Origin of the sequence: Mangrovibacter yixingensis (genome assembly GCF_020523985.1) — a bacterium.
Classification (GTDB): domain Bacteria; phylum Pseudomonadota; class Gammaproteobacteria; order Enterobacterales; family Enterobacteriaceae; genus Mangrovibacter; species Mangrovibacter yixingensis.
In genome coordinates this window covers 638186-650332 of record NZ_JAIVKM010000001.1, presented here as the reverse complement: position 1 = coordinate 650332, position 12147 = coordinate 638186, and the positions used below count along the sequence as shown (strand labels likewise).

Below are 12147 nucleotides of genomic sequence, written 5' to 3'. Positions count from 1 at the left end.
AGACTTACAATAAATAGGTTTTTATTGAACGTTTTTTGCGTTTCTCGACGGTGATCAATTTATAGCGAAAAACAGCTCTGAGCGCTAGTTTGATCTTCGACAAATCACGTATTTTTCATTTACTAACAAGAGGTTATTTTATTGATTTAAATCAATAACGCGAGTTTATGTTAATGACGTTATTTAAGCGTATGGCAAGGTTAACTTTATGTTAATCAAATTGAGGTTAATTATATATGTTGGGTGTTAAATGTTATAAATAATTAAAGTGCAGCGTGGTTGCCATTTTCAGAATGAAACAGTAACTATATGAAATAAATTTAAGCTTAGTTCTTTCACAAAATTCTTCAAGTTTTTAACTTTTTATTTTCAATTTTGTTTTTTTGTTTTGCTGTACCGAATTCACTGAAAAAAAAGGCCACCCAGTGGATGGCCAACCATGTCGAAAAGGGGTTCACGCCTTTCTGGCGATCACCATTTTTTTATTGAGGAAGAATAGATTTAAGCGCTTCACCAATATCCGCCAGGCTGCGTACAGTTTTCACCCCAGCAGCTTCTAATGCCGCAAATTTTTCATCTGCAGTACCTTTACCACCTGCAATAATGGCACCCGCATGGCCCATACGTTTGCCCTTCGGCGCGGTAACACCTGCTATATAGCCCACCATCGGCTTAGTGACATGTTCCTTAATATAAGCAGCGGCTTCTTCTTCTGCGCTACCACCGATTTCACCGATCATGACGATGGCTTCGGTTTGTGGGTCTTCCTGGAACATTTTCAGAATATCGATAAAGTTGGAACCAGGAATCGGATCACCACCAATACCAACACAAGTCGACTGGCCAAAACCGTAGTCAGTTGTTTGTTTCACCGCTTCATAGGTCAGCGTACCAGAGCGTGAAACAATACCGACTTTACCCGGTTGGTGGATATGCCCAGGCATGATGCCGATTTTGCATTCACCCGGAGTGATAACGCCCGGGCAGTTGGGCCCAATCATGCGCACGCCAGCTTCGTCCAGTTTCACTTTCACTGTCAGCATATCCAGGGTTGGAATGCCTTCAGTAATCGTGATAATCAGCTTGATACCCGCGTCGATTGCTTCAAGAATCGAGTCTTTGCAGAAAGGTGCCGGGACATAGATAACAGATGCAGTCGCCCCTGTAGCATCTACAGCTTCGCGAACAGTGTTAAATACGGGCAAGCCCAAGTGAGTGGTACCGCCTTTGCCAGGCGTAACACCACCGACCATTTGGGTGCCATAAGCAATAGCCTGTTCAGAATGGAATGTCCCCTGGCTTCCGGTAAAACCCTGGCAGATAACTTTGGTGTTTTTATCGATTAAAATGGACATTATTTCCCCTCCACTGCAGCAACAACCTGCTGCGCGGCATCTGTCAGACTCGTCGCCGCAATAATATTCAGGCCGCTTTCCGCCAGCTTCTTCGCCCCGATCTCTGCGTTATTACCTTCAAGACGCACCACAACTGGCACATTCACGCCAACTTCAGCAACAGCACCAATGATGCCATCAGCAATCAAGTCGCAACGAACAATCCCACCGAAGATATTGACCAGAACCGCTTTAACCGCATCATCCGACAGAATAATTTTAAACGCTTCTGTAACACGTTCTTTCGTCGCCCCACCACCTACATCAAGGAAGTTAGCAGGCGCACCACCGTGTAACTTCACAATATCCATGGTGCCCATAGCAAGGCCTGCGCCATTTACCATGCAACCGATATTGCCTTCCAGCGCCACATAGTTGAGTTCCCACTGCGCAGCATGGGCCTCACGTGGGTCTTCCTGGCTCTGGTCATGCATTTCACGCATTTCTGGTTGGCGGAACATTGCATTGCCATCAACGCCCAGCTTGCCATCAAGACAAATCAGGTCATCCTGGGTGGTAATGACTAATGGGTTGATTTCCACCAGCGCCAGATCACGTTCGAGGAACATGGTAGCCAGGCCCATGAAAATTTTGCTGAACTGCTGAATTTGCTTACCTTTCAGCCCCAGCTTGAATGCCAACTCACGCCCCTGATACGGCATCGGCCCCGTCAGCGGGTCAATAGCAGTTTTGTGGATAAGATGCGGTGTTTCAGCAGCAACTTTCTCAATTTCCACACCACCTTCAGTGGAAGCCATGAACACCACCCGACGGCTGCTGCGATCCACTACCGCACCAAGATACAGTTCTTTCGCGATATCAGTCGCATTTTCAACCAGAATCTGGTTAACCGGCTGACCATTCGCATCTGTTTGGTAGGTTACCAGGCGTTTACCCAGCCACTGTTCTGCAAAGGCCCGGATGTCTTCTTTATTTTTAACAACTTTCACACCGCCGGCTTTACCGCGGCCACCTGCGTGTACCTGGCACTTTACTACCCACGGACCAGCACCAATTTTAGACGCTGCTTCTTCCGCTTCACGCGGTGTGGTACAGGCATAACCCACCGGTGCCGGCAAGCCATACCGGGCAAACAATTGTTTCGCCTGATATTCGTGTAAGTTCATGAGTTCTATCCATTCAAATCAGATGAAGAGCATCTAGGCTCGGGGTACTCTGCGCCACGGCAAATGCCGTGGCCGGGTAATCAATGAGTGGGGGAATCCCCCCACACAACTACACATCCAGCAGCAGACGAGTCGGGTCTTCCAGCATCTCTTTAATTGCCACCAGGAAGCCGACGGATTCACGCCCATCAATCAGACGGTGATCGTAAGAAAGCGCCAAATACATCATTGGCAGAATTTCTACTTTACCGCCTACCGCCATAGGGCGGTCTTTGATGGCATGCATACCCAGAATGGCGCTTTGCGGTGGATTAATGATCGGGGTGGACATCAAGGAACCAAAGACACCACCGTTAGTAATCGTGAAATTACCACCGGTCAAGTCTTCAACGGTAAGTTTACCGTCACGGCCTTTCACAGCCAGCTCTTTGATACGTTTTTCGACATCGGCCATTCCCAGGGTATCGACATCGCGTAATACTGGCGTTACCAACCCACGAGGTGTGGAAACCGCCATACTGACATCGAAATAGTTGTGGTAAACCACATCATCGCCATCAATTGACGCGTTCACTTCAGGGTAACGCTTCAGAGCCTCGACGACGGCTTTCACATAGAAAGACATAAAGCCCAGGCGGATGCCATGGCGTTTTTCAAACGCCTCACCGTACTGTTTACGCAAATCCATAATCGGCTTCATGTTAACTTCGTTAAACGTAGTCAGCATTGCCGTCGAGTTTTTCGCTTCCAGCAAACGTTCAGCAACACGCTTACGCAAACGAGTCATTGGAACACGTTTTTCACTGCGGTTACCTGCAACAGGTTCTACTGCCGGAGCCGTAGCCGCCGGTGCGGCTGCAGAAGCTTTAGCAAGATGTTTTTCAACATCTTCACGCGTGATACGCCCACCCACACCCGTTCCTTTGATTGCACTGGCATCAAGGTCGTGTTCACTCAACAGGCGGCGAATAGCAGGGCTTAACGCGTCATTAGTTTGTTCTTCAAGATCCGCTGTATGGCGTTGTGCTGGTGTTGATTCCTTTTCATCTGCTTTGGCCGAGGTTTCTTTACCAGAACTGTTACCTTCACGCAGCCGCCCAAGGATCTGACGAGAAGTCACTGTTGTGCCTTCAGCTTCAAGGACTGCATCCAGTACACCATCAGCGGATGCTGGTACTTCCAGTACCACTTTGTCAGTCTCGATTTCAACCAGAACTTCGTCGCGGGTTACCGCGTCACCCGGTTTTTTATGCCAGGTTGCCACAGTGGCGTCGGCAACGGATTCAGGCAGGTCGGGAACAAGAATATCTACGCTACTCATTATTTATCCTTTAACTATTCGACATTCAGCGCGTCATTAACCAGATCTTGCTGCTGTTTAAGGTGAACGGACATATACCCGACGGCAGGTGATGCCGACGCCGGACGCCCTGCGTAACGCAGTGCGGAGCCAAAAGGTATCACTTCGCGCAAGTGGTGCTGGCTGCAATACCATGCGCCCTGGTTCAGTGGCTCTTCCTGACACCAGACAAAGTCATGTACATGGGCGAACCGTTTAAGCACTTCCTGCACCGTTTGGATCGGGAAGGGATACAACTGCTCAATACGAATAATCGCCACATTGTGTTGATCATTTTTACGACGTTGTTCCAACAAATCGTAGTACACCTTGCCGGAACACATCACCACACGCTTCACGGCCTGTGGATCGATATCATCAATTTCACCAATAGCTGGCTGGAAAGTTCCGTTTGCCAGTTCATCCAGGCTGGAAATAGCCAGTGGATGGCGTAGCAATGATTTGGGTGACATCACTATCAGCGGCCGGCGCATGCCACGCAATGCCTGACGGCGCAGCATATGGTAAACCTGTGCTGGTGTGGACGGTACACACACTTGCATATTTTGCTCAGCGCACAGTTGCAGATAACGCTCCAGGCGAGCAGAAGAGTGTTCTGGCCCCTGCCCTTCATAGCCATGAGGCAACAACATTACCAAACCACACATCCGGCCCCATTTCTGTTCACCAGAACTGATGAACTGGTCAATGACTACCTGAGCACCATTAGCAAAGTCACCAAATTGTGCTTCCCAAATAGTGAGGGTACGAGGCTCTGCTGTTGCGTAACCATATTCGAAAGCCAGTACGGCTTCTTCCGATAAAACGGAATCCCATACACGGAAAGTCCCTTGTGCATTATGTACATGGCACAGTGGCGTGTAAGTCGAACCGTTTGTCTGATTGTGGATGACTGCATGGCGATGGAAGAACGTGCCACGACCAGCATCTTCGCCAGAAATACGCACCGGAATGCCTTCGTCAACCATCGTGGCATAGGCCAGGTTTTCTGCAGCCCCCCAGTCGAGCGGTTTGTTACCCGCCGCCATTTCCTGACGATCACCGTAAATCTTCGCTACGCGGGACTGCATTTCTACAGCATCCGGAACAGTACTGATGCGTTTTGCCAGTTCCTGCAAACGCTTCATATCAACTTTGTTCGGGTAGCTTTCGTCCCAATCGTGGTTCAGGTAAGGAGACCAGGTGAATGAATGCATATTCATCGGACGCCACTCTTGCACCACACACTCACCAGCATCCAGGGCATCGCGGTAGAGGTTCACGAGCTCTGTAGCATCTTCGAGAGTGGCAATCTGGTTCTGTTCCAGTTTGTCAGCATAGAGCTTGCGCGGAGTTGGGTGTTTTTTGATTTTCTGGTACATAAGCGGCTGAGTTGCACTGGGTTCATCAGCCTCGTTATGCCCATGGCGGCGGTAACACACCAGGTCAACAAATACATCACGCTGGAAAGTATTGCGGTAATCCAGCGCAAGACGGGTCACAAATGCCACTGCTTCCGGGTCATCCGCATTCACGTGGAAAATAGGTGCCTGCACCATTTTCCCGATATCCGTACAATAAGGTGTGGAGCGAGCATCCAGTGGGTTCGACGTGGTGAAACCAATTTGGTTATTAATAACGATACGAACTGTACCACCTACGTCATAACCACGGGCTTTAGACATGTTCAGGGTTTCCTGAACCACACCCTGGCCTGCAACAGCGGCATCACCATGAATAGTGATAGGCAGAACTTTGTTGCTCCCAGGTTCGTCCAGGCGGTCAAGGCGCGCACGCACTGAACCGATAACAACCGGGCTGACGATTTCCAGATGAGAAGGGTTAAACGCCAGCGCCAGGTGGACCAAACCACCGTCTGTTTCAATGTCTGACGAAAAACCCATGTGATATTTCACATCACCCGTTCCCAGGTGCTCTTTATGCTTCCCGGAGAATTCGTCAAACAAATCCTGCGGTTTTTTACCCAGAACGTTGACCAGCACGTTAAGACGCCCACGGTGCGCCATGCCCAGTACCACTTCGCGGGTGCCACTGTTGCCTGCATGGCGAATCAGTTCTTTAAGCATGGGGATTAGCGCATCGCCACCTTCCAGCGAGAAGCGTTTTGCCCCCGGGAATTTGGCACCGAGATAACGCTCCATGCCCTCAGCTGCTGTCAGCTCACTGAGGAAACGCTTTTTCTCTTCTGTGGAGAAGGAAGGCTGACCAACCACAGATTCAATCCGGTGCTGAATCCAGCGTTTTTCTTCTGTGTTGGTGATATGCATATATTCCGCACCGATAGAACCACAATAGGTTTGCTTCAGTGCAGCGATTAAGTCGCCCAGCTTCATGGTGTCTTTGCCAATAGCAAAAGACCCCACGTTAAAGCTCTCCTGGAAATCAGCTTCCGTCAGGTGATGAAATGCTGGAGAGAGATCAGGTACCGACTCTTGTTGCCAGAGCCCAAGCGGGTCAAGATTAGCCTGCTGATGACCGCGAAAGCGGTAGGCATTGATGAGCTGCAGGACTTTTACCTGCTTAGCATCAGTGTCAGGGTCGGTAATTGAGGAAGTGTAACGTGAGGCATCCTTCGCCAGACGACGAAAATAATCACGTGTTTTGGAATGGAATTGATCCGGTCTTACCCCTGTTCCTGGCAACTGCTGGAACATGGAGCGCCAGTGTGCGTCCACTGAGTCAGGATCGGTTAAGAAGTCTTCATAGAGCTGTTCTATCCACGTCTGGTTGGAACCAGACAGGTAAGAAGAGTCCAGCCAGGCTTTCATTGCGCCGTTCTGCATCGTGATCCCTTAAGCCTTACAGGCTTACTTTCGCCGTAATAACTACATCGTACACCCTTATGGGGCACGTACCAGGGTTCACTTTCAGCGAGCTTTTATAATTGAATAGCCCGCGAAGGAACCTTTAAAAACTGTCTTCACGCAATTGCACCTTTTGAGTAGGACACCCGGTGCAAGGTGCTACCGGCAGTTTTTAAAGATTTCCTGAAAGGCCGGGAAACCACTTCCCGGCCCTTCATATTATGCACTACGTTTCAATAACATCGACTTAATATGGCCAATTGCGCGAGTTGGGTTCAAACCTTTTGGGCAAACACTGACACAGTTCATAATACTGTGACAGCGGAACACACTGAAAGCATCACTCAACCCTTCAAGGCGTTCATCAGTTTCTGTATCACGGCTGTCTATCAGGAAACGATAAGCAGCCAACAAACCCGCTGGCCCAATGAATTTATCCGGGTTCCACCAGAATGATGGGCAGGATGTTGAACAGCATGCACATAAAATACATTCGTACAGCCCATCGAGTTTTTCTCGCTGTTCTGGTGACTGTAAATGCTCTCTCGCCGGTGGATTTTTCCCATTATTCAACAGGTAAGGCTTAATCTTCTCATATTGAGTATAGAACTGCCCCATGTCCACAACCAGATCACGCACAACGGGTAACCCAGGTAACGGGCGGATCACAATTTTTTGATTACCGTTACGCAATGCTGAAATGGGAGTGATACAGGCCAGGCCATTTTTGCCATTCATATTCATGCCGTCAGAACCACACACACCTTCACGGCAGGAGCGGCGGAAAGAAAGCGTAGGATCTTTTTCTTTCAACTGGATTAACGCATCCAGCAACATCATGTCTCGCCCTTCGTCCGCTTCCAGCGTGTAATCCTGCATGCGCGGGGCATCGTCAACATCTGGGTTATAACGATAGACTGAAAATTCGAGTTTCATCACCTTGTCTCCGCAATCAGTAAGTACGTACCTTCGGCGGGAACGCCGGGCGCAATTTAGGTTCCATATTCACCTTACGGCGCACCATGGATTCACTTTCTGGCAAGTACAAGGAGTGACACAACCAGTTCTCGTCATCACGTTCAGGGAAATCGAAGCGGCTGTGTGCGCCACGGCTTTCAGTACGGAAGTTAGCCGACATAGCGGTGGCGAACGCTGTTTCCATGAGGTTATCCAGCTCAAGGCATTCCACTCGCTGGGTATTAAACTCACTCGACGTATCATCAAGACGTGCATTTTGCAGGCGCTCACGAATACCTTTGAGGTCTTCCAGGCCTTTCGCCATAGCATCACCTTCGCGGAATACGGAGAAATTGTGCTGCATGCATTCTTGTAATGCTTTGCGGATAACCACCGGGTCTTCACCTGTGCGGTTATTGTTCCAGCGATTCATGCGCTCAAGGGAGGCTTCCACATCAGACTCACTTGCATCACGCAGCGCACCCTGTTCATTTATGGATTCCTGCAGATGCATACCTGCCGCACGGCCGAATACCACAAGGTCCAGCAGCGAGTTGCCACCCAGACGGTTAGCACCATGAACAGACACACAGGCAATCTCACCAACGGCAAACAGGCCCGGAATAACAACATCCTCACCTTTTTCATTCACGGTAAGCGCCTGGCCCGTTACTTTGGTGGGGATTCCACCCATCATGTAGTGGCAAGTAGGAATAACGGGGATAGGTTCTTTTACCGGGTCGACGTGTGCAAAGGTACGTGACAGTTCAAGAATACCAGGCAGGCGGGATTCAAGGACATCTTTACCTAAGTGATCGAGTTTGAGTTTTGCATGCGGGCCCCACGGGCCATCGCAACCGCGACCTTCACGGATTTCAATCATGATTGAGCGGGCAACCACATCACGACCGGCAAGGTCTTTGGCATTTGGCGCATAACGTTCCATGAAACGTTCGCCATGTTTATTCAATAAGTAACCGCCTTCACCACGGCAACCTTCAGTGACAAGAACCCCTGCCCCGGCGATACCGGTTGGGTGGAACTGCCACATTTCCATATCCTGTACAGGTACGCCTGCACGCATTGCCATACCGACACCATCGCCGGTATTAATGTGCGCATTGGTAGTGGACTGGTAGATACGGCCTGCGCCGCCAGTTGCCAGCACTGTGGCACGGGCTTTAAAGTAAACAACTTCGCCGGTTTCAATACACAGTGCGGTACAACCCACCACGGAGCCATCCTGGTTTTTCACCAGATCCAGGGCATACCATTCAGAAAAAATAGTCGTGTGGTTTTTCAAATTTTGTTGATACAGCGTATGCAACAAAGCGTGGCCAGTACGGTCTGCTGCTGCCGCAGTACGTGCTGCCTGCTCACCACCAAAATTCTTAGACTGGCCACCGAACGGACGCTGATAAATACGCCCATCATCAAGGCGAGAAAAAGGTAAACCCATATGCTCCAGCTCAAGAATCGCTTCAGGGCCGGTTTTGCACATATATTCAATTGCGTCCTGGTCACCAATGTAATCAGAACCTTTCACGGTGTCGTACATGTGCCATTCCCAGTTATCTTCATGGGAATTGCCTAATGCGACCGTAATGCCCCCTTGCGCAGATACCGTATGGGAGCGAGTAGGAAATACTTTGGACAGCAGAGCACAAGTTTGCCCTGACTGGGAAATTTGCAGTGCAGCACGCATACCTGCGCCACCTGCACCAATAACCACTGCATCAAACTCTCTGACTGGCAATTTCATTACACACCCCACACCACAACGAACCCATAAATGACGTAAACCACCAGCGCTGCAACAATGGCAAGTTGCAGGACAAGGCGAATAGCCAGTGGTTTAACGTAGTCGGTTAACACCTGCCACATGCCAATCCAGGCATGGATGAGCACAGAAAAAAGTGCCAGCAAGGTGAATACTTTTGTGAAAGCGGAAGCGAAGAAACCCGTCCAGATTTGCCAGGTCAGTTCACCACTGGTTGCGAAGAAACCAACCATATAGACGATATAGAGCGCCATGATAATCGCAGTTGCACGCACCAAAATATAGTCGTGCACACCATTACGACCAAGCGCAGAGGCGTTGCTTACCATACGAGAACTCCTGCAAGAATAGAAAGCACGACAGTAATACCGAAACCGATGTTGGCAGTACGCTTCCCTGCCTCTAAGGTTTCTTCCAGGTAACCAAAGTCCATCAGCATATGACGAATCCCACCGACAACATGGTAAGCCAGTGCAGTAAGAATGCCCCACATGATGAATTTAACGATAAAGCTGTCCATAATTGATGAAGCAACCAGGAAGCCTTCGGGTGAAGAAAGGGATAGCCCCAGCAACCAAAGCAGAATGCCGACCGCCACGAAGGTGATCACGCCGGAAACGCGGTGGAGGATGGAAGCAATTGCGGTGACGGGAAATCGGATCGTAGCCAGATCCAGATTAACAGGTCTTTGTTTTTTCACATTTTTCATTATGAATAGCGCCCACATGCTGTTTTTATTATTCCTTCCTCCGGTCTGCAGGCGGTCAGACAGCGTGGTTTTCTATAACTCAGCGTCATGTAAAACAACTGCTTCCAGGTGCTAAAATGACGAGTACTACGCTGGGTGGCTCGCGGGAGCAGTATGTTCCGGAGACCTGGCGGCAGTATAGGATGTTCACAATATCATTACAATTAACCTACAAATAGTTTGTGTGTTTTTGGCTGGAACAGTGAACAGGATCACGATAACAACAATTATTTAAATTTTAATTATCTGATTTGACAAAATTTAAACATTATTGTTACATCCATCACCGAAAACGCCGTATAATTCGCAAAAGTTATAGGGTCACTCTTTCACCTGAGAATAAGTTATGTAACAGTGTGTCGGTATTGACCGCAGTAGTCAGGACAGTTATTAGTGATATAAAGATTTATGATACTGACTGCTAACACCCTGATTTGCTGTTGTTTCACCACGGTCTGAATGGTTACCTGCAAGCGCCCATCGCTCTGTACCCTGGTCATATCCTCTAAAAACAGAGACGAGAGCTGATATAACAAACTGGTAAACTTCAACCTGGCCATGAAAGCAAACTGGTAAAGCCGCAGTCTTACGCAATAAGGCGCTAAGGAGACCGTAAATGGCTGATAAAAAAGCAAACCTAACCCTCGAAGGGGGCTCTGTCGCTGAGCTGGACGTGCTACAAGGCACCCTGGGCCAGGATGTTATCGATATCCGTAGCCTTGGTTCAAAAGGGGTTTTTACTTTTGACCCTGGATTCACCTCAACCGCATCCTGTGAATCTAAAATAACCTTTATTGATGGCGATGAAGGTATTTTGCTGCACCGCGGTTTCCCCATCGATCAGTTGGCAACAAATTCCAACTATCTGGAAGTCTGTTATATCCTGTTGTACGGAGAAAAACCTACACAGGAACAATATGATGAGTTTAAAACAATAGTTACCCGTCATACCATGATCCATGAACAGATTACTCGCCTGTTCCATGGTTTTCGTCGTGACTCTCACCCCATGGCTGTAATGTGCGGTGTAACCGGTGCTCTGGCGGCGTTTTACCATGATTCACTGGACGTCAATATTCCTCGTCACCGTGAAATCGCGGCGTTCCGCTTACTGTCCAAAATGCCAACCGTGGCGGCGATGTGTTACAAGTATTCCATCGGGCAGCCTTTCGTTTACCCACGTAATGACCTCTCCTATGCTGGTAACTTCCTGCATATGATGTTCGCCACACCGTGTGAAACTTATGAAGTTAACCCGGTGTTGGAACGCGCGATGGACCGCATTCTGATTCTCCATGCAGACCACGAGCAGAACGCCTCAACGTCAACAGTACGTACTGCAGGCTCTTCTGGTGCTAACCCCTTCGCCTGTATTGCTGCAGGTATTGCATCACTTTGGGGGCCTGCTCACGGTGGTGCGAACGAAGCCTGCCTGAAAATGCTCGAAGAGATTAGCGCGAAAGAGCACATTCCAGAATTTGTTCGCCGTGCGAAAGACAAAAATGACTCTTTCCGCCTGATGGGCTTTGGGCATCGTGTTTATAAAAACTACGATCCTCGGGCAACAGTTATGCGTGAAACCTGCCATGAAGTGCTCAAAGAGCTGGGCATGAAAGATGACCTGCTGGAAGTGGCAATGGAGTTAGAACACATTGCACTGAACGACCCATACTTCATTGAACGTAAACTGTACCCGAATGTTGACTTCTATTCGGGCATTATCCTCAAAGCGATGGGGATTCCGTCTTCAATGTTTACTGTTATCTTTGCAATGGCGCGTACTGTAGGCTGGATTGCTCACTGGAGCGAAATGCATGCAGAGGGCTTGAAAATTGCTCGTCCTCGCCAGTTGTATACCGGCTATGCCAAGCGTGACTTTACGTCGGATTTATCGTCCCACTAAGGCAAACCTTTTTGCCTGCTGTTGTGGAAACAAAAATAAAGCCCCTGAACTGGGGCTTTATTTTTTGTATAACC

10 protein-coding genes are annotated in these 12147 nt (G+C 49.0%); 2 read left to right on the top strand and 8 right to left on the bottom strand.

The features are described from left to right. Window positions 1–482: 482 nt before the first annotated feature. The 8 genes from sucD to sdhC all read right to left on the bottom strand — a co-directional run bounded on the left by sucD (window position 483) and on the right by sdhC (window position 10149). Window positions 483–1355, bottom strand: coding sequence for a succinate--CoA ligase subunit alpha (sucD, locus tag LC084_RS03050; RefSeq protein WP_226569249.1), 873 nt, complete (start codon window positions 1353–1355; stop codon window positions 483–485). Next, complete coding sequence (sucC, locus tag LC084_RS03045; RefSeq protein WP_226569247.1) at window positions 1355–2521, bottom strand: ADP-forming succinate--CoA ligase subunit beta; 1167 nt, start codon at window positions 2519–2521, stop codon at window positions 1355–1357. Before sucC ends, sucD begins: the two co-directional genes overlap by 1 nt. A gap of 109 nt (window positions 2522–2630) precedes the next feature. Next, the gene (odhB, locus tag LC084_RS03040) at window positions 2631–3842 is read right to left on the bottom strand and encodes a 2-oxoglutarate dehydrogenase complex dihydrolipoyllysine-residue succinyltransferase (RefSeq protein ID WP_226569245.1); all 1212 of its coding nucleotides are present in this window, start codon (window positions 3840–3842) and stop codon (window positions 2631–2633) included. A gap of 14 nt (window positions 3843–3856) precedes the next feature. Continuing rightward, window positions 3857–6664 (bottom strand): 2-oxoglutarate dehydrogenase E1 component, encoded by a 2808-nt coding sequence (gene sucA, locus LC084_RS03035; RefSeq protein WP_226569243.1) that lies wholly within the window; start codon window positions 6662–6664, stop codon window positions 3857–3859. A 240-nt stretch (window positions 6665–6904) separates the two neighbouring features. Then, window positions 6905–7621: a succinate dehydrogenase iron-sulfur subunit gene (locus LC084_RS03030; protein ID WP_226569241.1), complete on the bottom strand. Its 717-nt coding sequence runs from the start codon at window positions 7619–7621 to the stop codon at window positions 6905–6907. A 16-nt stretch (window positions 7622–7637) separates the two neighbouring features. Next, the gene (gene sdhA, locus LC084_RS03025) at window positions 7638–9404 is read right to left on the bottom strand and encodes a succinate dehydrogenase flavoprotein subunit (RefSeq protein ID WP_226569239.1); all 1767 of its coding nucleotides are present in this window, start codon (window positions 9402–9404) and stop codon (window positions 7638–7640) included. Then, the gene (sdhD, locus tag LC084_RS03020) at window positions 9404–9751 is read right to left on the bottom strand and encodes a succinate dehydrogenase membrane anchor subunit (RefSeq protein ID WP_226569238.1); all 348 of its coding nucleotides are present in this window, start codon (window positions 9749–9751) and stop codon (window positions 9404–9406) included. The genes sdhA and sdhD overlap by 1 nt, the downstream gene beginning before the upstream one ends. Beyond that, entirely contained in the window at window positions 9745–10149 is a 405-nt protein-coding gene (sdhC, locus tag LC084_RS03015; RefSeq protein WP_226569236.1) for a succinate dehydrogenase cytochrome b556 subunit, read from the bottom strand. Before sdhC ends, sdhD begins: the two co-directional genes overlap by 7 nt. Window positions 10150–10421: 272 nt before the next feature. Here sdhC and LC084_RS23410 point away from each other — a divergent pair, with 272 nt between their 5' ends. Both LC084_RS23410 and LC084_RS03010 read left to right on the top strand, forming a co-directional pair. Next, a complete protein-coding gene (locus LC084_RS23410; RefSeq protein WP_449826305.1) occupies window positions 10422–10595 on the top strand; it encodes a hypothetical protein in 174 nt (57 codons plus the stop codon). Window positions 10596–10786: 191 nt separating this feature from the next. Further along, window positions 10787–12073, top strand: coding sequence for a citrate synthase (locus LC084_RS03010; protein ID WP_226569234.1), 1287 nt, complete (start codon window positions 10787–10789; stop codon window positions 12071–12073). Window positions 12074–12147 lie beyond the last annotated feature (74 nt).